The sequence below is a fragment of the Lentzea sp. NPDC037011 genome, assembly GCF_055607425.1.
In genome coordinates, this window is sequence record NZ_JBVJRT010000003.1 from 341,430 (window position 1) to 365,154 (window position 23,725).

The following is a 23,725-nucleotide window of genomic DNA, read 5'->3' on the forward strand; positions in this document are numbered from 1 at the left end:
CCCGGTGATGAAGGCGTACGTGGAGCTGGTGCGCGCACCGGCGGCGCTCACCGTGCTGGGGGACACCCTGGTCGGCGCGCGGAAACCGTTGCGCGGCAGGGGACTGCTGCTGCCGCTGGCATCGGTGTCGCTGTACTGGGCGGGCATGGCGCTCAACGACTGGGCCGACCGGGACCTGGACGCGGCCGAACGGCCGGAGCGCCCGATCCCGTCCGGCCGGGTCGCACCGGACGCGGCACTGGCGACGGCGGCGGGCCTGACCGCGCTCGGCGTCGGGCTCGCCGCGGCCGCCGGGCGCAACGCACTGCCGCTCGCCGCCGCCGTGTGGGCCTATGACACCGCGTTGAAGGCCACGCCCGCCGGGCCGTTCGCGATGGCCGCGTGCCGTGCGCTGGACGTCCTGCTGGGCGGCCGGGCCGTGCTGCCTGCGGGCCTGATGGCCGCGCACACCCTGGGCGTCACGGCGTTGTCGCGCGGTGAGGTGCACGGCACGTCGCCCGCCACGGCGAAGGCGGTGCTGGCGGGCACGGTCCTCACCGCCGTCGCCGCGGCCGTGTCGTCCCGGCGCATCTCCGGGATCGCGGGGGCGCTGGGCTACGCGGTCACGGTCGGGCGCGCGCAGTGGAACGTGGTCCAGGACCCGAGCGCGCGGAACGTCCGCACCGCCACGAAGGAAGGCATCCACGGCATGGTGCTGCTGCAGTCCGCGCTCGCCGAGCACGGTGCCGCACTGCCGGTCGTGCTGCCGCTGGCGCAGGCGCTGAGCAGGAAGGTGAGCCCGACATGACGTTCCACCTGGGCTACGGCACCAACGGTTTCAGCAACCACCGCCTCGGCGACGCGCTCGCCGTGATCGCCGACCTCGGCTACACCGCCGTGGCGCTGACCCTCGACCACCACCACCTCGACCCGTTCGCCGACGACGTCGCCCGGCAGACCGACCGGCTCGCCGCCCGCCTGCACGAGCTGGGCCTGCGGGCCGTGGTGGAGACCGGCGCGCGGTACCTGCTCGACCCGCGTCGCAAGCACCACCCGACCCTGGTCAGCTCCGACCAGGACCGCCGGGTCGACTTCCTGGTGCGCGCCAAGCGGATCGCGGTCGACCTCGGCGCGGACTGCGTGTCGTTCTGGTCGGGCATCGGCTCGCCGGACGACTGGGACCACCTGCGCTCGGGGGTGGCCGCCGTGCTGGAGAACGGCCCGTCCGTCCCCATCGGACTCGAACCGGAACCGGGCATGGTCGTGCAGTGGCTGGAGCAGGCGCTGCGGCTGCGCACCGAGCTCGGCGACCCCGAACAGCTGCGGATCACCCTCGACGTCGGGCACTGCGTCGCCGTCGAGCCGCAGGACGCGGCCGCGTGCATCCGGCAGGCCGGTGAGCTGCTGGTCAACGTGCAGCTCGACGACATGCTGCCGGGCGTGCACGAGCACCTGGAGTTCGGTGACGGGCACCTGGACCTGCCCGCCACCCTCGCCGCGCTGACCGACATCGGGTACACCGGTGTCGCCGCGGTCGAGCTGCCCCGGCACAGCCACGCGGCACCGGACGTGGCGGCACGGGCGCTGCGGGCGTTGCGCGCGGCCCGGTGGCTGGCCGACGCCGAACGGGCGGTGCGGACCGACCCGAACGCGATCGACACCCTGTTCCCGGCCGTGGGCAGAGCGGTCGGAACGGGTGAGGACGCCGCCAGGGTCCGGCTGCTCACCGCGTTCGCCGACGCGACCGGCGACCCGGTCGACGGCCTCACCCGGCTCTACCGGTACGGCACCTCCGCGGAACGGCGCGGCGTCCTGCGCGGCCTCGCCGAGCTGGGCGACCGGGCTCCCGCCGCCGGTGTCGCGCTGGTCGAGGACGCGTTGCGCAGCAACGAGACCGGCCTCGTGGCGGCGGCGCTCGGCCCGTTCGCCACCCGGCACCTGAGCCGGCACGCGTGGCGCCACGGCGTGCTCAAGTGCCTGTTCATGGGCATCCCGCTGACCGCGGTCGACGGCCTGGACCGGCACTCGGACCCGGAGCTGCTGCGCATGGTGGCCGCGTTCGCGGAGGAACGCCGTGCCGCCGGCCGTCCCGTGCCCGCCGACGCCCTCGCCCTGCTCGGAAAGGCTTCGTGATGCGCATCTTCGACCCGCACATCCACATGACGTCCCGCACGACCGACGACTACGAGGCCATGCGCGACGCCGGGGTGGAGGCGCTCGTCGAGCCCGCGTTCTGGCTCGGGCAGCCGCGCACGAGCGTCGGGTCGTTCGTCGACTACTTCGACGCCCTGCTCGGGTGGGAACGCTTCCGCGCCGCCCAGTTCGGCATCGCCCACCACTGCGCGCTCGCGCTGAACCCCAAGGAGGCCAACGACCCGCGCTGCGCCGAGGTGCTCGACGTGCTGCCGCGCTACCTCGCCAAGGACGGCGTGGTCGCGGTCGGCGAGGTCGGCTACGACTCGATGACGCCCGAGGAGGACGACGCGTTCGCCCGCCAGCTGGAACTGGCGCAGCGGCACGACCTCCCGGTCCTCGTGCACACCCCGCACCGCGACAAGCAGGCCGGTACCCGGCGCACGCTCGACGTCGTCCGCGAGTCCGGGCTGGCACCGGAACGGGTGCTGGTCGACCACCTCAACGAGACCACCGTGCGGATGGTCGCGGACGCGGGCTGCTGGATGGGGTTCTCCGTCTACCCGGACACCAAGATGGACGAGAAGCGGACGGTCGCGCTGCTCACCGAGCACGGCACGGACCGGATGCTGGTCAACTCCGCCGCCGACTGGGGCCGCTCCGACCCGTTGAAGACGTACAAGACCGGGCAGGCCATGCTGGACGCCGGGTTCTCCGCCGACGACGTCGAGAAGGTGTTGTGGCACAACCCGGTCGAGTTCTACGGCCAGAGCGGCCGGCTCGCGCTCGACCCGGTGACGGCGGGTGCGGTCGACGCGGCCACCGGCAGCTCGGTGCTGCGGGGTGAGCGGTGATCGCCTACTGCACCAACGTCCACCCGGCACCCGACCTGCCCGGCGTCCTCGCCCAGCTCGACCGGCACGCCGTGCGCGTGCGGGAGGCGCTGGGCACGGACACGCTCCCGCTGGGGCTGTGGCTGCCCGCACCGGTCGCCCACGGCCTCGCCGAGGACGTGTCCGCGCGGCGGGCGTTCGGGGCGGAGCTGGCGGCGCGCGGCCTGACGGTGTCGACGCTGAACGCGTTCCCGTACGGCGACTTCCACGAGGAGGTCGTCAAGCACAAGGTGTACTTCCCGACGTGGACCGACCCGCGGCGGCTCGAGTACACGAAGGACTGCGCGACCGTACTGGCCGACCTGCTGCCCGACTCCGCCGCGTACGGCAGCATCTCCACCCTGCCGCTGGCGTGGCGGGAGCCGTGGACGTTGATGGACGACGGCGCCGCGACGGCCGCGCTCGCCGAGCTCACCCGGTTCCTGCGCGAACTGCCCGGCCGGCCGGTCAAGCTCGCCGTCGAACCGGAACCGGGCTGCGTGCTCGACACCGTCGCCGACGCGGTCGGCTGGCTCGCCGGCCGGGCCGACCCCGAGCTCGTCGGGCTGTGCCTGGACACCTGCCACCTCGCGGTGTCGTTCGCCGACCCGGTGGCGGCGGTCGAGTCGATCCGGCGGGCGGGGCTGTCGATCGTCAAGGTGCAGGCGTCGGCGGCGCTCGAAGTCGCGGAACCCGGCACCGAGGAGGGCAGGCTGGCGGTCGCGGCCTACGGCGAACCCCGGTACCTGCACCAGGTCCGGGAGAACGCGCCGGGCGGCGTGCTGGCCGCGGACGACCTGCCGGAGGCGTTCCACACCCTGCCCGCCGAGCACCCGTGGCGGGTGCACTTCCACGTGCCGCTGCACGCCGTGCCACCCGCACCGCTCACGTCCACCACCGACGTGCTCGTGGCCGCGGTCGCCGCGGTGGACCCCGGTACCCACGTCGAGGTCGAGACCTACACCTGGACGGTGCTGCCGGGGGCGGGCGACCTGGCCGACGGCATCGCGGCGGAGCTGCGGTGGGCGCACCAGCACCTGGCGGCGGGGGTGGCGGCGTGAAACCACTGGTGGTGCTGAACGTCGTCGGCATGACCCCGGCGCTGCTGGCCCACATGCCGAACCTGGCGCGGCTGGGCTGGCAGGCGGAGCTGGGCACGGTGCTGCCGGCCGTGACGTGCAGCGCGCAGGCCACGCTGCTCACCGGCCTCACCCCGGCACGGCACGGGATCGTCGGCAACGGCTGGTACTTCCGCGACCTCGGCGAGGTCCACCTGTGGCGCCAGCACAACCGGCTCGTCGGCGGCGAGAAGCTGTGGGAGACCGCCCGCCGCGCCCACCCCGGTTACACCGCCGCCAACATCTGCTGGTGGTACGCGATGGGCGCGTCCACCGACATCACCGTCACGCCCCGGCCGATCTACCACGCGGACGGCCGCAAGTCGCCGGACTGCTACGTCCGCCCACCCGGCCTGCACGACGAGCTGGTGGGTGCACTGGGGGAGTTCCCGCTGTTCCAGTACTGGGGTCCCACGGCGGCGCTGGCGTCCAGCGAGTGGATCATCGGCGCTGCCAGGAAGGTGTTCACCGAGCAGCGGCCCGACCTGCTGCTGGTCTACGTGCCGCACCTGGACTACGACCTCCAGCGGTTCGGCCCGTCGTCCCCGCAGGCGGTGAAGGCGGCGGCGGACGTGGACCGCGCGCTGGCGCCGTTGCTGGCCGATGTCGCGGACGCCACCGTGGTCGCGTTGTCGGAGTACGGCATCACGGACGCGCGCCGGCCGGTGAACGTCAACCGCGCACTGCGCGCCGCCGGTCTGCTGGAGGTCCACACGCAGGCCGGGATGGAGTACCTGGACCCGTGGACGTCCCGGGCGTTCGCGGTGGCCGACCACCAGGTCGCGCACGTGTACGTCGCCGACCCGGCCGACGTGCCGCGCACCAGGGCCGTGCTCGCCGAGCTGCCCGGCGTCGACGTGCTGTACGACCGCGAGGGGCAGGCGGCCGTCGGACTGGACCACGAACGGTCCGGTGAGCTGGTCGCGGTCGCCGAGCCGGACGCGTGGTTCACCTACTACTACTGGACCGACGACAACCGTGCGCCGGACTTCGCCCGTGGCGTGGACATCCACCGCAAGCCCGGCTACGACCCGGCGGAACTCTTCTTCGACCCGGCCGACCCGCTCGCGAAGGCCAGGGCGGGGCTCAACCTGGCCCGCAAGAAGCTCGGCCTGCGGTACGCGATGAACGTCGTGCCGCTGGACCCGTCGTGCGTGCGCGGCACGCACGGCAGATCGCCCGACCGCGCGGCCGACGGCCCGGTGCTGCTCTGCTCGGACCCGGCGGTGCCGCCGTCGGTCGAGCGCACCGGGCGCGTCGCCGCGACCGAAGTACGGAACCTGTTGCTAGCGCTGCAGGGCATGCCCGCAGAGGAGTTCAGCCGATGACCAGACCGCTCACGTCACGCCCCACCCGGCGGGAAAGCCACCTGACGGCGGTCCCCGCGGTGCGCCAGGACCACACCGTGGCCGTCGGCAAGGAACCCACGGCCGCCACCCGCCGCCTGCTGCGGCTCATGGGCACCGGCGCCACCGACCGGGCGATCGCCCGCGAGCTCGACGTCAGCCTGCGCACCCTGCACCGGCGGATCGCGCGGCTGCAGTCGTTGCTCGGCGTGCAGTCCCGGTTCCAGCTCGGCGTGCTCGCCGCGGAGCTGGAGTGGCTCGTGGTGTCCCCGCCTCGGCAGGCCGTGGGCGAGTGAGAACGGGCCCGCCGGCCGCTGTGGGACGCGGCAGCGGCAGGCGGGCCTCCCTCCTGCTCGCCACGCAGATGCCGGAGAGGTGCGGAGCGAGGGGGTCAGCGGCGGTTGGCCACCGCCTCCTGCAACAACGACAGCGCCTGCTTCGCCACCACGTTGAACATGCCCATCGTCGTGTCACGCGTGCCGAGCACGACCAGCAACGTGTCGGCGTCGACACCGAACACCCCGGCCTGACCGGAGTCGCCCTCGAAGAACACCGCCCGCGGGCTGCCGACACCGGCCTGCGCGGTGAACTGGTTCGCGAGACCCGCCGCCGCCGCGGCCATCGCCGCCACGCCGTCGTCCTGGACGCCGCGGGTGACGGCGCACAGCACCAGGCCGTCCCTGGTGGCGACCAGCACGCCGTTGATCGCGATCGAGTCGATCGACCCGTGGACCTCCGCCAGCGCCTCGGTCATGACCTTCGCGTCGGTGCCCGGCAGGGGAGTGGTGACCGGGCCGTGGCTCGGTGTCGTCGCCCCGCGCCGGCGCGTCGGCAGGGCTTCCGGGGACGACGACGGGTGGATGAACATCTCGTTCACACCGTCAGGTCGGCTTCGATGGCCCTCAGGCTGTGCCTGGCGAGGGCCAGGTTGGCCCGCTCCCGGTCCAGCACGAGGTACAGGAAGAGCATCGACGAGCCCCGCTTGCCCGGGGAGAGCAGCCGGATCAGGTGGTACTGGCGCTGCAGGGTGATCAGGATGTCCTCGATCTCGTCGTTCAGCTTGAGCGCCGAGATGACCCGCTGCTTGGACCGCACGACCTCGGTGTTCCCGGCCGCCGCCACCTCCAGGTCGAGCCAGTCGCCACCGCCGATCGACCCCAGCGACATCCCGCTGTCGTAGTCGACGAGCGCGGCCCCCACCGCGCCGGTGATGGTCATGGCTTCTTTCAGCGCGGTATCGATGTTCATCCCGGCGATTTCCCCTCGTGCGCGAACGGTCACACGCGGCGACATCTCCCGTGGGCCGCGTGGTGGATCACCTTACGTCGCAGCGAGTCGCCCGGCCATGGCCGTTTGGAGCAACGTGTGGACGGTCCGTGCTCCTATGAGGACCGCGCCCAGGACGGCCCAGATCGTCGTCTGATCCCAAACGTTCTGCGGGAGCGGTGCTAAACGTCCTGTGTGGACTTTAGCTGCCGAACGGGGTGTGGCGGTGTTCTGTCATCCCCCGGCCGCCGTCTTGACGCTCGTCCGAAACCGCTGCTCTCATGGGCCGATGAGACCTTGGAAAGCGCTTACCACATTACGCCTGTTGACCTCCGTCCTCCTCGTGGCCGGGCTGCTGACCGCGGGCACGACCGCCGCGCAGGCGTCCACCGCCGGGTTCCGGGGCGTCAACTGGGCCGACCAGCGCGACAACTTCGTGAACGGCGTGCTCTACCCCTCGGGGCTCAGCGCCTCGGACACCTACTCCTCGGCCGCCACCGTCGCCGACCGCGTCGTCGGCGGGCTCTACGCCGTCACCGGCGCGAACACCGTGCGGTTGCCGGTGAACGAGCCGACGGTGTCGACCTACTGGGGCACCTACACCGGTGCGATCGACACGGCGCTCACCAAGGGCAACGTGATCCTCGCGTACTGGGCGCACACCGGTGGCCGGCCGCAGAACCAGGCGGCGTTCCAGCAGATGTGGGACCGGGTGGTCGCCAAGTACGGCTCGCACCCCAACGCCTACTTCGAGGTCATCAACGAACCGCACGGGTACAGCACGGGCGACCTCAACAACATGTACAACGACTGGCTGAACAGGTACTCGTCCGTCCCGCGCGGCCGGGTCGTCCTCGACGGCGCCGGCCTCGCCCAGAACGTCCCCGCGGTCGGCGGCGACAGCCGGCTCAACGGCACCCTGCTCGCCGTGCACGACTACTCGTTCTTCGCCGGCTTCGAGAGCGAGACCGAGTGGGCCGACCACATCGGCAGCTACATCGGCGCCTACGCGAGCCGCACCATCGCCACCGAGTGGGGCGGCGCGATGGGCCCCGGCACCAAGAACGGCGTGTACTTCGACGCGGTTGACTACAGCGTCCCCAGCGGTTCCTACATGGCCGACTACGTCCGCGGTGTCGCCGCGAAGCTGCGCAGCCTCGGCATGGGCAGCGTCTACTGGCCCGGTCTGCGCGACGGCGACTGGTACAGCATGACCACCCGCAGCGGCACCGGCCAGAACACCGCGCTGACGCTGACGAACCCGTCCGGCCTCCAGCAGCTGCGGCACTCCTGGGGCCTCGGCAACAACGGCTCCACCACCGTCGAGATCCGCAACGTCGCGACCGGCTGGTACGTCGACGGCCTCGGCCGCAGCACCGACGCCGCGGCCGGTCAGGGCACCGGCGGCACCAGCGCCAGCCAGCGCTGGGTGGTCGAGAACACCGGTTCGTTCGTGCGCTTCCGCAACACCGTGACCGGCCTGTACCTCGACGGCGCCGGCCGCACCGGCAACGGTTCCGACACCGGCCAGCGCGCGAGCAGCACCGCCACGAGCCAGCAGTGGGCCGTGGTGACCGGCAAGGCCAGGGGCAACGACGTCCGCATCCGCAACCGCGCCACGGGGCTCTACCTCGACGGCATGGGACGCACGGCGACGGCGGCGAACCTCGGCCAGTGGGCCGACAGCAACAGCACGAACCAGCAGTGGCGGATCCTCCCGGCGGGCTGAGCCGGTCACCGCGGAATTCGCCTCGGGCCGATTCCTTGACGCTGGGGAAGGTGGCGTGGTCACCTTTCCCACGTGTATCGAAGCGCTTCGATTTCGGATTCGGCGCTGTGGTTTCGCTCGCCGGCAGCGGTGTGGGAGGAAGCCCTGCCGCTGGGCACGGGCCGGCTGGGCGCTATGGCGTTCGGCGGTGTGCGCACGGAGCTGTTCCAGCTGAACGACGACCGGTTGTGGACCGGTGGGCCGGTCGCCGCGGTGGCGGGTGATCCGGCGGTGGTGGAACGGGCCCGGCGGCTCGCGCTGGCGGGGGATGCCGTCGGGGCGGAGGAACTGCTCAAGGCGGTGCAGGGCCCGGACACGGCCCGGTACCTGCCGCTCGCGGACCTGCGGTTGGAGCTGCGGGTCGGGGACGCTGCCGTGGAGGACGCGGCGGCGGAGGGGTACGAGCGGCGGCTGGACCTCGCGACCGGGGTCTACTCGGTGCGCTGCCGGGCCGGTGGCGCCGGGGTGGTGCGGGAGGCGGTGTGCCACCCCGGGTTGCACGTGCTGGCGTGGCGGGTGCGGGTGGACCGGCCGGTCGAGGTCGGGGTGCGGCTCGACAGCGCGCTGGCCGCGGAGGAGTTCGCGGACGGGGACGTGGTGGGGCTCGCCGGTGCGGTGGGCATGGCCTACGCCGCCGCAGTCCTCGTCGACCGGACCGACCACGCTGACCACACCGACCGGACCGACCGCGACGCCCCGCACACCGTCACCGTCTACGTGGCCACCGAAGCCGGCCACCGCGGCCCCGCCACCGACCCCGAACGCGACCCCGCCGTGTGCGCCCGGCTCACCACCGACCGCGTGCGGCGGGCCCGTGCGCTCGGCTGGTCCCGGTTGCGCGAGGAAGCCGTTGCCGCACACCGGGAGCTGTTCGACCGGGCCGACCTCGACCTCGGGCCTGCGCCGGACCTGCCCACCGACGAACGGATCGCGGCGCCCGACCCCGCGCTGGCCGCGCTGCTGTTCCGGTTCGGCCGGTACCTGCTGATCACGAGCTCACGGCCGGGCACGCTGCCCGCCAACCTCCAGGGCGTCTGGAACCCGCACGTCGACCCGCCGTGGCGCGGCAACTACACGCTCAACATCAACCTGCAGATGAACTACTGGCCCGCCGAGGTCACCGGTCTGCCCGAGTGCCACGAGCCGTTGCTGGAGTTCGTCGAACGGCTTGCCGTCCGGGGCGAACAGGTCGCACGTGAGCTGTACGGCCTGCCCGGCTGGACGGCGCACCACAACAGCGATCCGTGGTGCCCCGCCACGCCGGTCGGTGCGGGCGCGGGGGACCCGGCGTGGGCGAACTGGCCGTTGGCCGGGGCGTGGCTCGCGCTGCACCTGTGGGAGCACTACGAGTTCGGCGGGGACAAGGGGTGGTTGCGCGAGCGGGCGTGGCCGGTGGTGCGCGGGGCCGCCGAGTTCTGCGCCGGCTGGCTCGTCGAGCACGACGGCGGGCTCACCACCGCGCCGTCGACGTCGCCGGAGAACCACTACCTCGACAGCGCCGGCCGTCCGGTCGCGGTGGGTGTCGGGTCCACAATGGACCTCACGCTCACCGGTGAGCTCCTCGCCCGTCTCGTCGAGGCCGCCGAGGTGCTCGGAGTCGAGGACGAGATCGTGCGACGGTCGAGGGAGCTCCTGCCACGGCTGCCTTCCCCGCCGATCGGCAGCCGCGGGCAGCTGCTGGAGTGGGCCACCGAGCTGCCGGACGCCGAACCGGGTCACCGGCACGTGTCGCACCTCGTCGGCCTGTACCCCGGCAACCGGATCGACCCGCACCGCACACCGGAGCTCGCGGCGGCGGCACGAGAGGCGTTGCTGGAACGCGGTGACGCGGGCACGGGGTGGTCGCTCGCCTGGAAGACGGCGCTGTGGGCCCGGCTCGGCGACGGTGACCGCGCCGGGGAGCTGCTGGCGCTCTTCCTCACCGACGTCACCGCGGAGGGCGCGCACGGCGGTGGTGTCTACCGCAACCTGTTCTGCGCCCACCCGCCGTTCCAGATCGACGGCAACCTCGGCATCACGGCCGCGATCGCCGAGATGCTGCTGCAGAGCCACACCGGCGAGCTGCGCGTGCTGCCCGCACTGCCACCGGCCTGGCGGCGCGGCTCGGTGCGCGGGCTGCGGGCCCGCGGCGGGCTCACCGTCGACATCGGCTGGGACGACGGGGAGCTGACCGGCGTGGTCGTGCGCGGTGGTGAGGCGCGGACGGTCGCGGTGCGGTACCGCGACCGCCTCTTCCACCTGGACGTGACCTGATCACACCACCGTGCAGGCGAACCCGTTGAGGCTGAACGCACGCGGCGCGGTGTTGGTGCTGCCACCGCTGGCGGTGAACCCGGCCGGCACCGTCCTGCCGCGCGGGATCGCCTGGTTGTAGGACACGGCGGTCGCGGACACGTCGGCGCCCGTCTGCCGGTGCGTCGCGTTCCACATCTCCGTCACCGTCTGGCCGTTGGCGAACTTCCACCGCAACGTCCAGCCGGTGACGTCGGTCGTGCCGGTGTTGCGGATGGTGACGTCGGTGCGGAACCCGCCGGGCCACGAGTTCGTGACGCGGTACTCGACCGAGCAGCCGGTCACCGGCTGCGGCGCGGCCGGCGTGGTCGTGGCCGGCGTCGGGACGACCGGGTTTGGGGCCGGCGGCGGGACCGGGGTGCTCGGCCGGACGCACGGCGGCCCCCACCGGCCGAGGCCCTTCGCCGACGCGGACGCCTCGGCCTCGCGCAGCACGCGGTCGTCGCCCGCCTCGCTGCGCACCATGCCGAGCTCGACGGCCAGCACCGCGTAGTCCGTGCCGTCGGCCAGCCGCAGCGACCCGGTCGACGTCGACTCGACCGGCTTCTCCAGCAGCACCGTCCGCGCGAACGCCGTGGCGGCGTCCGACCAGCACGCGTCGGGCTCGGCCAGGCCCTCGACCTCGACCTGCTCGCCGTCGGAGAGCTGCACGGTCCGCACGTCCGGGACCCGTTGCACGGTCGTGGTCAGCGCCTCCTTGCGCGGCGGCTCGATGGTGGGGACCTCGGCCTGCACCGGCTGGGCCGGTGGTGCCGGCGGCTCGTCGTCGCCGCAGGCGCTCGCCGCGCCGGCGACCAGGACGGCCACGACCAACAGCGATGCGACGGGTCTTGTCCTGACGGCGCCCAGTAGTTTTCTCATCGTCCCTCTGCGGCAAGGAGCCGTCGGCGCTCGTACCACAACCGGTTCGGCCGAACGGCTGATCTCGTCACGGCAGGCTACGTCGCACGTCCAAGGCGCGGAAGAACTTTCACGTTATTGGAATGCGCGTTGTCGTTCGACGCATTCGAGTCGAATTGCATCGAACGCGGACGGGAAATCGTTGTCAGAGAACGGCGGTGCTGCCGCGGTCGGTGAGCCGGGGTTGCAGCAGCCGCACCTCCGGCGCGTGGTCGTGCGCGAGGCGGCTCATCACCATCTCGACCGCGATGGCGCCCAGCTCCTGCGCGGGCACGGAGATCGACGTGAGCGGCACGGGCAGGTCCTGCGCGAGGTCGTCAGGGCACAGCGTGATCACCGACAGGTCGCCGGGCACGTCCAGCGAGCGGCGCCGCAGCTCGAGCAGCAGCTGGCCGAGGACCGCCTCGTTGTGCACCACCAGGCCGGTGGTGCCGCGGTCGGGGTGCAGCACCTCGTCCAGGCAGGCCGCGACCGAGTCGTAGCCGGGAGCGCAGGAGTGCACCGACGCGGGCAGGGCACGCCTGGTGGTCTCGCTCTGGAACCCGGCCAGCAGCCGGGCGGCGTAGCTGGTGCCGCGCTCGTAGACCGACGGGTGCGAGCCGATCAACGCGATCGACCGGTGGCCGCGATCGGCCAGGTGCGCCGCCATCTGCCTGCCCGCGCTGGTGAAGTCGAGGTCGACGCAGCTCAGACCGCCGTGGTCGTCGGGCATGCCGATCAGCACCACCGGGGCGTCGACCGCGCGCAGTTCGGGCACCCGCGGGTCCGCGCTCTCGACGTCCATCATGATGATCGCGTCCGCCATGGACCGCGCCGTGACCCGGTGGGCCTCGCCGGGACCCGCCTCCTTGGTCAGCAGCAGCACGTCGTAGTCGTGGCCGCGGGCGGACGCCACGATCGACGACACGAACTGCATGATCACCGGCATGTTCTGGTCCGACCGCAGCGGGACGACCAGGCCGAGCACCTGCGAGCGGTTCGACGCGAGTGCGCGCGCACCGGCGTTCGGGTGGTAGCCCAGCGCCACGATGCTCTGCTCGACGCGGCGCTTGGTCTCCTCCGAGATGCTCCGCTTCCCGCTGAGCACGTACGACACCGTGCTCATCGAGACGCCGGCGTGGCGGGCGACCTCTTTGATGGTGATCATGCCCGCCCTTCGGGTTCGCCACGAGTGGTGGCGATCATCGTAGTGCGCGCGGAACGGCGTCGCGCAGACGTCCGGCGGCTCCGGCGCGGCCCTCGCGGCACCACCCGGCGGTCGAACAGCGGTGGGCATTCGTCGAAATCGTCGAACGGAAGTCGTTCTCTTGACGCCCGCGTTTCGACTGTGTCACGGTACTGAACCACGTTCGAAGCGCTTCGATTTGCGGAGGTGTCGACGTGGTCACCATTGTTGACGTGGCGAGGCACGCGGGAGTCGCGCCCAGCACCGTTTCCTACGTGCTCACCGGCAACCGCCCGGTCTCGGCCGACACGAGGGTCCGGGTGCGGGAGAGCATCCAGCTGCTGGGCTACCACCCGCACGCGGGCGCACGGGCGTTGGCGAGCAGCCGCTCGAACGTGATCGGCCTGGTCCTGCCGCTGCGCGAGGGCGTGCAGCTGCCGGTGGTCATGCGCTTCGTCACCTCCGTCGTCACCGCCGCCCGCCAGCACGACATGGACGTGCTGCTGGTGACCGCCGACCAGGGCGCCGCGGGACTGCGGCGGCTGGCGAACGGCGCCAGGGTCGACGGGTGCGTGGTGATGGACGTCGGCCTGGACGACGAGCGCCTGCCGGTGCTGCGCGAGCTGGGCCGCCCGGCCGTCCTGCTCGGGCACCCGGCCGCGGTCAAGGGCCTGACCTGCGTCGACCTGGATTTCGAGGCGGCGGGCGCGCGGTGCGTCGACCACCTCGCAGAGCTTGGTCATCGCAGCATCGGGTTCCTCGGCGCGCCGAGCGTGGTCTACGCGCGCAATACCGGCTTCGCCCAGCGGACGCTGGCGGGGTTCAGCTCCGCGGCCATGCGGCGCGGTGTCGCGTCGACCGCGTTGCCCGCCGAGCCGCGGTACGACTCGGTGCACGCCGTGGTGGGCACGCTGCTGCGGGAGCTGCCGCGGATGACGGCGCTGGTCGTGCACAACGAGGCCGTGCTCGGCTGGGTGCTGGAGTGCCTGCGCGCTGAAGGCAGGCGAGTGCCCGACGACGTGGCCGTGGTGGCGATCTGCCCCGACGAGCTCGCCGAACGGCTGCGGCTCACCTCGGTCCAGCTGCCGGCCGAGGCGCTGGGGCGGCGGGCCGTCGAGCTGCTGGTCACCAAGCTGAACGGCCAGCAGGCGCCGCCGCTGACGCTGCTGCCGCCGAACCTGTCCGTGCGCACCGGCCCGCAGCGCCTGAGCTGATTCGCAGGTGGTTTTGCCGCAAATGCGGTCGAACGATTTCGCGCGGTTGTATTCGATCTGTTCGATGTTAGCTTCGTGGTGAACCGCTTCGACGCCGGCGGTGCGGATTCCGTTCAACGCAGCACGGAAGGAATCGGACATGTACGGGAAAGCGCGTTATCTGGTTCTCGCGGTCGTCGCCGCTCTGACGGTGTCGCTGGGCGCCGGCACCGCACTCGCCGCGACCTGGAGCTCGACCGACCGGTGGGGCACCTGGTCGAACGGCGGGTACACGGTCCGCAACAACGTGTGGGGCAACGGGTACGGCCCGCAGACCGTCTGGGCCAACTCCTACAGCAACTGGGGCGTGTGGTCGAACCAGCCCAACACCGGTGGCGTGAAGTCGTACCCGCACTCGGAGAAGATGGTGAACCGCAGGCTCAGCTCGCTGGGCAGCCTGCGCAGCAGCTTCAACGTCAGCTACCCGAACGCCGGCTCGTACACCACCGCGTACGACATCTGGGCGAACAACAACGCCTACGAGATCATGCTGTGGATGAACAAGGTCGGCAACGTCGGCCCGATCGGCTCGTGGCAGGCCTCGGCCACCGTGGGCGGTCACAGCTGGAACGTCTACCGCGGTTCCAACGGCCACAACGAGGTGTTCTCGTTCGTCCGCACGTCCAACACCGGTGCCGGGACCGTGGACGTCAAGGCGGTCATGGACTGGATCCGCGGCCGCGGCTGGTTCGGTGACGTGACGGTGGGTGCCGTGCAGTTCGGCTACGAGATCACCTCGTCCAGCGGTGGCCTCAACTTCGCCACCAACAGCTACTCGGTGTCCGTGGGCTGACCGCCCGGAAACGCGTGGCCCACCGGTGTTCCCGGTGGGCCACGCGGAGTTCGTGCGGAGAACGGGCTCACCCGGCGTCGGGCACCAGCCCGCGCTCGTGCAGCCACTCCAGCTGGACCGCGGCGTTGGAGCCGTACCCGCCGCCGTGGTCGGCGAACTGCCACACCGTCATCGTCTTGTCCGCACCGGCGTAGCGGTTGAACGCCGCGTACACGGTGGACGGTGGGCAGACCGGGTCCATCAGCGCGACGCTGAACAACGCGGGCGCGGTGGCGCGCCGGGCGAAGTGGGCACCGTCGAAGTAGGACAGCGTCGCGAACGCCGGGTCGACGCGGTGCCGGCTGTGCAGGCGCAGGTACTCGGCCACCTCCGGGTACGGGCCGTCGGCGGTGATGTCCACCGCGCGCCGGAAGTGGCACAGGAACGGCACGTCCGGCAGCGCCGCCGCCACCCGGTCGCCCAGCAGCCCGGCCACCGCGATCGTCAGCCCACCGCCCTGGCTGCCGCCCGCGACGACCACCCGGCCGGGGTCCACCCCCGGCAGCTGCGGCAGCGCGTCCACGGCGCGGGCGCAGTCGGTCATCAGCCGCCGGTAGTAGTGGTCGTCGGGGGAGTCGATGCCGCGGGTCAGGAAACCCTTGACCCACTGGGTTCCGCCGCTCGCGTGGCGGTCAGGGGTGTCGTGGCCCTGGCCGCGGCTGTCCACGACGAGCTGGGCGCAGCCGGCGGCGGAGAACAGCAGGTGGTCGGTGGGCACGCCGCGCCCGCAGCTGTAGCCGAGGTAGGTGACGACGACGGGCAGCGGGCCGTCGGCGCCGCGCGGCAGCAGCAGCCAGGCCGCGACCGGGTCGCCGTTCCAGCCGGGGAAGCGGACGTCGTAGGCCTCGACGGTGCGCAGCCGGTACCGGTCGGTCACGCGCTCCGCGGTCACCGCGCCGTCGTGCGAACGCGCCTCGGTCAGCGTGCGCTCCCAGAACGCGTCGAAGTCCGGTGGCGCCGGCAGGTCCGGGTGGTACGCGGTGAGCTCGTCGAGCGAGAGGTCCGTCAGCGGCATCGCAGCTCCTCACAGGGGAAGGTGGTGGCCCGTCCCCGCCGAGCGACGGGCCACCGGTCCCGGCCAGGCCGCGCGGCCTGGAGAAAGGTGGTGGCCCGCCTCCGCCGGTTCGGCGGGCCACCGGTCTCAGGCGGATCCGAAGCGGAACGCGGTCAGCCGGAACGAACCGCGCAGCGTCACCCGCAGATCCTGGACTCCGGTCACGGGTGCGGACAACGCCGCCGACACCGTCGTCCACCGGTAGCGGTCACCGGTGGAGGGCACGGGGAGCTCCGCGAGCAGGTCCTCGCCGGTCCAGAACGCGACACGGGCGTCCGGTTCGTCGTTCTCCGCCGCGACCTCCGCCTCGACGCGGACAGCGCCGGAGAGGTCGGTGGAGCGGAACCACAGCGTCGCCGCACCGGCCGCGGGCGTGACCGCGTCACCGTCCACACGGGTGGCGTCCGCGAGGGTGGCGCTGTCGTAGTCGTCGAAGTCCACGGCGAGCACCCGCCGGTCGACACCGGCACGCGGTGCGGGAGCCGGGCCGGCCACCGCGAGCGGGGCGGTGAGCACGACGTCCTCGGCCGACCGGGCGACGAGCAGCTCGTAGCGGCCGGGGTCGGTGGTGAACGCACCGGTCGCGACGTCCCAGTGGGCCAGCCGGTCGGTGGACAGCCGGAACGCCAGCACGCGGCTTTCCCCCGGCGCCAGCACGACCTTGCGGAAGTCGGCGAGCCGCAGCCGCGGTGCCTCGTAGCGCGCGTCGAGTGCGCGGACGTAGAGCTGCACGACCTCGCTGCCGGTGCGGTCGCCGGTGTTGGCGAGCGTCACCGAGACGTCGACCGCGCTGTCCGCGGTCAGCGTGTCCGCGGACAGGAACAGGTCGCGGTGCTCGAACCGGGTGTAGGACAGGCCGTGGCCGAACGGGTACAGCGGCGCTGCCCGGTGGTACTGGTAGGTCCAGCCCGCCTTGACGACGTCGTAGTCGAGCGGGTGCGGCAACTCGTCGTCGCCGCGGTACCAGGTCTGCGGCAAGCGCCCGGCGGGCTCGGCCTCGCCCAGCAGCACGGCGGCGACCGCGCGGCCTGTCTCCTGCCCGCCGTGGGACGTCCACACCACGGCGGGCAGGTGCTCGTCGGCCCAGTCGAGGGCGTAGGGGTAGCTGCTCATCACGACCAGCGCGGTGTCCCTGCGGACCCCGGCGACGCGGCGCAGCAGCGCTTCCTGCGACTCCGGCAGCGCGATGCCCGCGCGGTCCTGGGTCTCGCGGCCACCGATCAGCGGCTGGTTGCCCAGCACCACCACGGCGACGTCCGCCGACAACGCCGCCGCGACCGCGTCCGCGGTGCCGTCGCGCAGCACCTCGCGTTCCCAGCGCTCGGCGGTCTCCGCAGACTCCGCGGTGACGGTGACGTGGCCGTCAACCGGGTCGACGACGGCGTATCGGCCCGTGAGCACGCTCTGCAGCAGCACCGGACCATCGGCGGGCACGAGGCGGAACGTCTCGCTGACGTCCCAGCTCTTGATCTGCTCCTGGTCCGCGGCCAGCGTCCCGTCCTCGCGCCGGAGGCTCAGGTAGCGCCGGGTCTCCGCGGACCGCAGGGTCAGCACGCCGTCGCCCCAGTCGAGGATGTCGAACGCGGTCTTGCCGAGCAGGTCGCCGGTGGTGCGCGAGCGCAGCGCGACCCGGTCGGCGCCGTTCGCGACGACCACCTCGCCGCCGTAGGTCCCCAGCACCGCCGAGAACCCGTCCGCCACCGTGACCTGGTACGGGAACGTGCCGCTGTACCAGTCCTCGCACAGCGTGTCGGCGAACGGCCCGATGACGGCGACCCGCGGTGAGGCGGCCGCGTCGATGGGCAGCAACCCGGTGTTGCGCAACAACACCACCGACTCCGTCGCCGACCGCAGCGCCAGCGCGCGGTGCTCGGGGCAGTCGACCACCTCGGGCCCGATCGCGGAGTACGGGTCGAGCTCCGGGTCGAACTCGCCCAGGCGGAAGCGGAGCTCCAGCTGCCTGCGCACCGCGCGGTCCACATCGGACTGGTCGATCAGCCCGCGCCGCAGCGCCTCGCGCAACCGGCCGACCGGGACCGCGCTGTCCTGCCCGTGGTCGGTGAAGCTGTCGATGCCCGCTTTCAGCGCGGCGGCGTGGGACTCGGCGTGGTCGTGGAAGTAGTGCTCGGGGTCGACCAGGTTGGACGGTGCCTCGGCGTCGCTCACCACGAACAGCTCACGGCCGGTCGGCTCCGCCCAGCGGCGCAGCTCGGTGCCCAGCAGCGGGCTGACGTGGCACGGGCGGCCGTTGACCAGGTTGTAGCCGGCCATCGCGCCGGTGGCGGCACCGGAGGCGACCACCGGCCGGAACGCCGCCAGGTCGTACTCCTGCAGCACCCGCGGGCGCAGGCCGGACGAGGTGGTGCAGCGGTCGTCCTCGTTGTTGTAGGCCAGGAAGTGCTTGAGCACGGGGGCCGTGCGCAGGAACCGGTGGTGGTCGCCCGCGAGACCGCGGCAGAACGCCGTCCCGAGCCGCGCGGTGTGCAGCGGGTCCTCGGAGTAGCCCTCCTCGTTGCGGCCCCAGCGCGGGTCGCGCAGCAGGTTCAGCACCGGCGCCCACGCCTGGAGGCTGTTCGTGCCGGTGCCGACCGCGGTCGGGCGGTGGTAGTGGAACGCACGCAGCTCCACCGCGGTGGCCTCGGCGACGTGGTGCACCAGCTCCTCGTCCCACGTCGCACCCAGCCCCACGGCCTGCGGGAACACCGTGGCCTGCCCCAGCCAGGCGACGCCGTGCAACGCCTCCGTCCCGGTGCGGAACGCGGCCAGGCCGAGCCGGGGTACGGCCGGCGAGTACTGGTGCAGCATCGCGAGCCGCTCGTCGGGCGTGAGGCGCCCGAGCAGGTCGTCGATGCGCTTGCGCGTCGGGAGCGACGGGTCGCGGAAAGGCAGCCGATCGACGGCGGACACAGCCTCGGAAACCACGTGGTGACCCCTCCGGGTTGGCGCGTGCAGTGAAGCGTTTCGACGGTGGCACGCTTGGGTTTCTGCTGTCAACGGTCTTGTCTCGTGCGATCTGCGTCACTACTGTGCCGGGCATCTGTTTAAGCGCTTCGACACTTCGACGACGAAGGATCGGATCCGTCATGGGCATCGAGTTGAACCGCAGGAACTTCCTGAGCGCCGCCGTCTCCGCGGCCGGTCTCGTCGCGGTGGGGCCGCTGCTGTCGGCCTGCGGGGGCAGCGCGGCGCAGCGCGCGGGGGTGAACTCCGGGGCCGGGCTCCAGGCCGCGTTGCCCGCCCACGTGCCGAACACGGCGATCAAGCCGGACATCCCGTCCGTGGCGGGCGGTCCCGACGTGCTCACGAAGCCCGGGTTCCTCGGCTACCCGGCCGACCGGGTCGCGACCGTGCCCGGTGTGCCCGGCGCGGGTGGCCGGTACGCGGCGGTGACACCGCTGTGGGGCACCACCCCGCCCGCGGACAACTCCTTCTACCAGGCCATGAACAAGGCACTGGGCGTCGAGCTGCAGATGAAGCCCGCCGACGGCAACACCTACAACACCATCGTCTCGACGATGACCGCGGCGAAGAAGCTGCCGGACTGGATTCAGCTGCCCGCGTGGTGGAACGCGAACTTCAACACCGGCGGCCTGGCCGGCAGCCAGCTTGCCGACCTCACCCCGTACCTGGCCGGCGACAAGGTGAAGAAGTACCCGAACCTGGCCGCCATCCCCACCGCGGCCTGGCGGGCCGGCGCGTGGGGCGACAAGCTCTACGGCATTCCGTGCGTGTCCTCGGGGTTCGAGATCGCGGGCACCACGTACTACCGGCGTGATGTGCTGGAGGCCAAGGGCATCACCGCGGACCAGGTCAAGTCCGCCGACGACCTGATGAACCTCGGCAAGGAGCTGACCGACGCGAAAGGCGGTGTCTGGGCGTTCGGCGACGTCTGGACCTACCTCTTCACCACCTTCGGCGCACCGCTGAAGTGGAAGGTGGACGGCGGCAAGCTCGTCCACAAGTACGAGACCGAGGAGTTCTTCGCCGCCCTCGACTGGCACCACCGCCTCGCGACCGCGGGCTACGTGCACCCGGACTCACTGGCCGGCGACTCCGCGGGCACCACCCGGTTCTACGCGGGCAAGGCGCTGATCACCGGCGACGGCATGGGCGCGTGGAACCTCGCCGACCACCAGTCCGGCCGGGCCGCGAACCCGAACTACCGGCGCGGCGCGTTCAACGTCATCGCCGCCGACGGCACGAGCAAGCCGCGCGTCGACATGGGCCCGTCCACCAGCATCCTCAGCTACCTCAACGCCTCACTGAAGCCGGAGCAGGTCGAGGAGCTGCTGGCCGTTGCGAACTACCTGGCCGCACCGTTCGGCTCCGCCGAGTACACGATGGTCAACTTCGGCGTCGAGGGGACCCACTTCACGACGGTCGACGGCGTGCCGACGCCCACGGAGGCGGGCAAGAAGGAGGTCCAGGCGCTGACCTACCCGTTCCTGGCCTCGTCGCCGGCCGTGGTCAGCAACCCCACCGGCGACAGCGTCACCAGGGACCACACCGCCTGGCAGAACGCGAACGTGCAGACGCTCGCCAAGCCGGTGTTCTGGAGCATGAACGTCAGCATGCCGCAGGCGCAGGCCACCGCGGAGGCCGCGCAGGCCGTCGAGGACACCGTCAAGGACTGCTACCGCGGCAAGAAGAAGGTGCAGGACGTCAGGGACGCCGTCGCGACCTGGAAGACCAGCGGCGGCGGTGACCGGCTGATCGCGTGGATGGACGAGAACGTCCTGCAGAAGCACGGCACGGGGCAGTGACCACGCTCGGGGCGCGCCGCCGCGGCCGGCCGGCACGGCTGGGCTGGCGGGCCAGGTTGCTGCGGGACCGTTCGCTGGTCCTGATGACGCTGCCCGCGGTCCTGCTGTTGCTGGTGTTCAACTACGTGCCGCTGTTCGGCGTCGTCACCGCGTTCCAGGAGTACGACCCGCTCTCCGGTGTCTCCGGCAGCCCGTGGGTGGGCTTCTACCAGTTCGAACGGCTCTTCGCCGACCCGTTGTTCTGGGGCGCGGTGCGCAACACGCTCTACCTCAGCTTCGTGCAGCTGGTCCTGTTCTTCCCGGTGCCGATCGCGCTGGCGCTGCTGCTGAACTCCGTGCTGAGCGAACGGGTCCGCAACTTCATCCAGTCCGTGGTCTACCTGCCGCACTTCTTCTCGTGGGTGCTGGCGATCACGATCTTCCAGCAGATGCTCGGCGGCGCCGGCGTGCTCAACCAGTTCCTGCGCGGCAACGACCTGGCGACCTGGGACGTGATGACGAACCCGGACACCTTCGCGTTGCTCGTCACCGCGCAGGTGGTCTGGAAGGAGGCGGGCTGGGGCATCATCGTGTTCCTGGCCGCCCTCGCCGCGATCAACACCGACCTCTACGAGGCGGCCGCCGCCGACGGTGCCGGGCGGTGGCGGCGGCTGTGGCACATCACGCTGCCCGGCCTGCGCGGCGTGATCGTGCTGATGCTGGTGCTGCGCCTGGGCAACGCGCTGACCGTCGGGTTCGAGCAGTTCCTGATCCAGCGGTACGCGGTCGGCCACGACACGGCCGACGTGCTGGACACCTTCTCGTTCTACTTCGGCATCGCCACCAACGACTACAGCTACGGCGCGGCGGCGGGGTTGTTCAAGAGCGTGATCTCGCTGCTGCTCATCTGGGGTGCGAACAAGCTGGCGCACGCCTTCGGCGAAGACGGGTTGTACCGGAGATGACACTCGCGATCGAACGCACCGGCGGCGACACGGCCGCGGAACCCCTCGCACCGCAACCGGTCCGCAAGCGGCGCAGGAACGAGCGCCCGGTCTGGGAGGAGCCGCCGACCGTCGCGGGCGAGACGGCCAAGGGCATCACGCTGGGCGGGGTGCTGCTGGTCATGCTGGTCCCGCTGTGGATCGTCGTGCTCACCAGCCTGTCCACCCAGGGCGCGGTGAACCGGGCCGGTGGCCTGGTGATCTGGCCGGACGGCCTGACCCTGGAGACCTACCGGGTGATGCTCAGCGACGTGACGGTGCGCAACGCACTGGTGGTCAGCCTCGGCATCACGCTGGTCGGCACGGCGGTGTCGATGGTGGTGTCGGTGCTGTGCGCCTACGGGCTGTCCCGGTCGCGGTCGTTCGGGCACCGGTTCCTGCTGTCGCTGCTGATCGTCACGATGTTCGTCAACGGCGGCCTGATCCCGACGTTCCTCGTCGTCACCGGCCTCAGCGGGTACGGGCAGCTGTGGTCGCTGGTCCTGCCGAGCGCGGTGTCGGTGTTCAACATCCTGATCCTGCGGGCGTTCTACTCCAGCACCTCGGCCGACCTGATCGAGGCCGCGCGCATCGACGGCGCGGGGGAGTGGCGGATCCTGTGGTCCATCGTGCTGCCGACCTCGCGGGCGGTGACCGCGGTGATGGCGTTGTTCTACGGCGTCGGTTACTGGAACTCGTTCTTCAACGTGATGCTGTACATGCCGACGGACAGCGAGAAGTGGCCGTTGCAGTACGTGCTCTACACCTACGTCAGCCGCGGTAACGGGATGCCCGGCTCGGTCAACAACGGCTTCGGTGACGCGCTGTCGCAGACCGCGCCGCTGTCGCTGCAGATGGCCGTGGTCGTGCTGACGCTCGTGCCGTTGCTCGTCGTCTACCCGTTCGTGCAGAAGCACTTCCGCACGGGTGTCCTGACCGGTGCTATCAAGGGCTGAGAACTCATGGTGACCATTGCCGACGTGGCCAGGCACGCGGGCGTGTCGTCCAGCACGGTGAGCTACGTGCTGAGCGGCAAGCGCGCCATCTCCGAGGAGACCCGCAACCGGGTGCGCAGCGCCGTGCAGCAGCTGGGCTACCACCCGCACGCCGGTGCGCGGGCGCTGGCCGCGCGGCGGTCGCACATCATCGCGCTGATGGTGCCGCTGCGCACCGACGTGTACGTGCCGGTGATGATGGAGATCGCGATCGCCGTGACCGTGGCGGCCCGCCAGCACGGCTACGACGTCCTGCTGATCACCAACGACGAGGGCCCGGACGGGGTGCGCCGCATCGGTGCCAGCGGACTGGCCGACGGCGTGATCGTGATGGACGTCGAGATGGACGACGAGCGCATCCCCGTGCTGCGCGGCCAGGGCACCCAGGCCACGCTGATGGGCCTGCCGTCCGACACCCGCGGGCTGTCCTGCGTGGACCACGACTTCGTGGCCGCGGGCGCGCAGTGCGCCGACCACCTCGCGGACCTCGGTCACCGCGAGGTCGCGTTCATCGGCTACGGCTCCGGTGTCTACCACCGCCACGCCGCCTACGCCGAACGCACGCTCGCCGGGTTCCGCGACCGGGCCGAGCAGCGCGGGCTGCGGTTCCTGCACCGCTCCTGCGAGGGCACCTACGAGTCCACGGCCGGGACGCTGGCCCGCATCCTCGCCGACCGCCCGGCGACCACCGGGTTCGTCGTGCAGAACGAGGGCGCGATCGGCCCGCTGCTCACGTTGCTGCGCACCAGCGGCCGCACCGTGCCCGAGGACGCCTCGGTGATCGCGCTGTGCCAGGACCAGCTCGCCGAGCAGTTCGCGCCGCGGCTCACCGCGGTGACCGGGTCGGCGCAGGAGCTCGGCCGGGTCGCCGTCGAGCAGGTGATGCGCCGGCTGACCGCGGTGAACGACGGTGGCCGGCCGGTCGACGACATGGTGCTGCTGACGCCTGCCCTGACGGTCCGCGAGAGCACGGGACCCGCACCGCGCCCGGCCTGACGCGCCGGCGACCGCACGCCCGACCTTCTCC

20 protein-coding genes are annotated in these 23,725 nt (G+C 72.0%); 14 read left to right on the top strand and 6 right to left on the bottom strand.

The window, feature by feature from the left end; translation table 11 throughout:
• The first annotated feature begins 7 nt into the window (after positions 1-7).
• Genes ACZ7CH_RS10140 through ACZ7CH_RS10165 form a run of 6 tightly spaced genes read left to right on the top strand, consistent with a single transcriptional unit; the run spans position 8 to position 5,744 of the window.
• A complete protein-coding gene (locus ACZ7CH_RS10140) occupies positions 8-787 on the top strand; it encodes an SCO3242 family prenyltransferase (protein WP_458431753.1) in 780 nt (259 codons plus the stop codon).
• Positions 784-2,112, top strand: a complete 1,329-nt coding sequence (locus ACZ7CH_RS10145; protein WP_470373627.1) for an EboA domain-containing protein — start codon at positions 784-786, stop codon at positions 2,110-2,112. The genes ACZ7CH_RS10140 and ACZ7CH_RS10145 overlap by 4 nt, the downstream gene beginning before the upstream one ends.
• Positions 2,112-2,966 carry a TatD family hydrolase gene (locus tag ACZ7CH_RS10150; RefSeq protein WP_458431755.1) on the top strand — a complete coding sequence of 285 codons (855 nt, stop codon included), beginning with the start codon at positions 2,112-2,114 and terminating at the stop codon, positions 2,964-2,966. The genes ACZ7CH_RS10145 and ACZ7CH_RS10150 overlap by 1 nt, the downstream gene beginning before the upstream one ends.
• A complete protein-coding gene (gene eboE, locus ACZ7CH_RS10155) occupies positions 2,963-4,045 on the top strand; it encodes a metabolite traffic protein EboE (protein WP_470373628.1) in 1,083 nt (360 codons plus the stop codon). Before ACZ7CH_RS10150 ends, eboE begins: the two co-directional genes overlap by 4 nt.
• Positions 4,042-5,430 (top strand): nucleotide pyrophosphatase/phosphodiesterase family protein, encoded by a 1,389-nt coding sequence (locus ACZ7CH_RS10160; RefSeq protein WP_470373629.1) that lies wholly within the window; start codon positions 4,042-4,044, stop codon positions 5,428-5,430. Before eboE ends, ACZ7CH_RS10160 begins: the two co-directional genes overlap by 4 nt.
• Positions 5,427-5,744: a helix-turn-helix domain-containing protein gene (locus ACZ7CH_RS10165; RefSeq protein ID WP_360389539.1), complete on the top strand. Its 318-nt coding sequence runs from the start codon at positions 5,427-5,429 to the stop codon at positions 5,742-5,744. The genes ACZ7CH_RS10160 and ACZ7CH_RS10165 overlap by 4 nt, the downstream gene beginning before the upstream one ends.
• 95 nt (positions 5,745-5,839) lie before the next feature.
• On the opposite strand, the gene ACZ7CH_RS10170 is transcribed toward ACZ7CH_RS10165, so the two are convergent.
• Together ACZ7CH_RS10170 and ACZ7CH_RS10175 are read right to left on the bottom strand one after the other, a co-directional pair.
• The gene (locus tag ACZ7CH_RS10170; protein WP_360389862.1) at positions 5,840-6,316 is read right to left on the bottom strand and encodes a roadblock/LC7 domain-containing protein; all 477 of its coding nucleotides are present in this window, start codon (positions 6,314-6,316) and stop codon (positions 5,840-5,842) included.
• A 5-nt stretch (positions 6,317-6,321) separates the two neighbouring features.
• A complete protein-coding gene (locus ACZ7CH_RS10175; protein WP_360389536.1) occupies positions 6,322-6,696 on the bottom strand; it encodes a hypothetical protein in 375 nt (124 codons plus the stop codon).
• 343 nt (positions 6,697-7,039) lie between these two features.
• Between ACZ7CH_RS10175 and ACZ7CH_RS10180 the strand changes: the two genes are divergently transcribed.
• On the top strand, positions 7,040-8,443 hold the full coding sequence (locus ACZ7CH_RS10180; RefSeq protein ID WP_470373630.1) for an RICIN domain-containing protein: 1,404 nt from the start codon (positions 7,040-7,042) through the stop codon (positions 8,441-8,443).
• A 72-nt stretch (positions 8,444-8,515) separates the two neighbouring features.
• On the top strand, positions 8,516-10,735 hold the full coding sequence (locus tag ACZ7CH_RS10185; protein ID WP_470373631.1) for a glycosyl hydrolase family 95 catalytic domain-containing protein: 2,220 nt from the start codon (positions 8,516-8,518) through the stop codon (positions 10,733-10,735).
• Here ACZ7CH_RS10185 and ACZ7CH_RS10190 read toward each other — a convergent pair whose 3' ends face one another.
• Both ACZ7CH_RS10190 and ACZ7CH_RS10195 read right to left on the bottom strand, forming a co-directional pair.
• Entirely contained in the window at positions 10,736-11,581 is an 846-nt protein-coding gene (locus ACZ7CH_RS10190) for a cellulose binding domain-containing protein (protein ID WP_470373632.1), read from the bottom strand.
• 238 nt (positions 11,582-11,819) lie between these two features.
• Entirely contained in the window at positions 11,820-12,821 is a 1,002-nt protein-coding gene (locus ACZ7CH_RS10195) for a LacI family DNA-binding transcriptional regulator (RefSeq protein ID WP_470373633.1), read from the bottom strand.
• Positions 12,822-13,054: 233 nt separating this feature from the next.
• Here ACZ7CH_RS10195 and ACZ7CH_RS10200 point away from each other — a divergent pair, with 233 nt between their 5' ends.
• Positions 13,055-14,053, top strand: a complete 999-nt coding sequence (locus ACZ7CH_RS10200) for a LacI family DNA-binding transcriptional regulator (protein WP_360389522.1) — start codon at positions 13,055-13,057, stop codon at positions 14,051-14,053.
• Positions 14,054-14,192: 139 nt separating this feature from the next.
• Entirely contained in the window at positions 14,193-14,885 is a 693-nt protein-coding gene (locus tag ACZ7CH_RS10205) for a GH12 family glycosyl hydrolase domain-containing protein (protein WP_360389519.1), read from the top strand.
• Positions 14,886-14,952: 67 nt separating this feature from the next.
• On the opposite strand, the gene ACZ7CH_RS10210 is transcribed toward ACZ7CH_RS10205, so the two are convergent.
• Both ACZ7CH_RS10210 and ACZ7CH_RS10215 read right to left on the bottom strand, forming a co-directional pair.
• The gene (locus ACZ7CH_RS10210; RefSeq protein ID WP_458431762.1) at positions 14,953-15,939 is read right to left on the bottom strand and encodes an acetylxylan esterase; all 987 of its coding nucleotides are present in this window, start codon (positions 15,937-15,939) and stop codon (positions 14,953-14,955) included.
• A 126-nt stretch (positions 15,940-16,065) separates the two neighbouring features.
• Entirely contained in the window at positions 16,066-18,900 is a 2,835-nt protein-coding gene (locus ACZ7CH_RS10215) for a glycoside hydrolase family 3 C-terminal domain-containing protein (RefSeq protein WP_470373634.1), read from the bottom strand.
• Positions 18,901-19,061: 161 nt separating this feature from the next.
• Between ACZ7CH_RS10215 and ACZ7CH_RS10220 the strand changes: the two genes are divergently transcribed.
• From ACZ7CH_RS10220 to ACZ7CH_RS10235, 4 genes are read left to right on the top strand one after another with little or no spacing between them, the layout of a single operon-like run.
• The gene (locus ACZ7CH_RS10220; RefSeq protein WP_470373635.1) at positions 19,062-20,741 is read left to right on the top strand and encodes a type 2 periplasmic-binding domain-containing protein; all 1,680 of its coding nucleotides are present in this window, start codon (positions 19,062-19,064) and stop codon (positions 20,739-20,741) included.
• Complete coding sequence (locus ACZ7CH_RS10225) at positions 20,738-21,685, top strand: ABC transporter permease (RefSeq protein ID WP_458431765.1); 948 nt, start codon at positions 20,738-20,740, stop codon at positions 21,683-21,685. The genes ACZ7CH_RS10220 and ACZ7CH_RS10225 overlap by 4 nt, the downstream gene beginning before the upstream one ends.
• The gene (locus ACZ7CH_RS10230; RefSeq protein ID WP_470373636.1) at positions 21,682-22,659 is read left to right on the top strand and encodes a carbohydrate ABC transporter permease; all 978 of its coding nucleotides are present in this window, start codon (positions 21,682-21,684) and stop codon (positions 22,657-22,659) included. Before ACZ7CH_RS10225 ends, ACZ7CH_RS10230 begins: the two co-directional genes overlap by 4 nt.
• A gap of 6 nt (positions 22,660-22,665) precedes the next feature.
• Positions 22,666-23,694 carry a LacI family DNA-binding transcriptional regulator gene (locus tag ACZ7CH_RS10235; protein WP_360389504.1) on the top strand — a complete coding sequence of 343 codons (1,029 nt, stop codon included), beginning with the start codon at positions 22,666-22,668 and terminating at the stop codon, positions 23,692-23,694.
• Positions 23,695-23,725 lie beyond the last annotated feature (31 nt).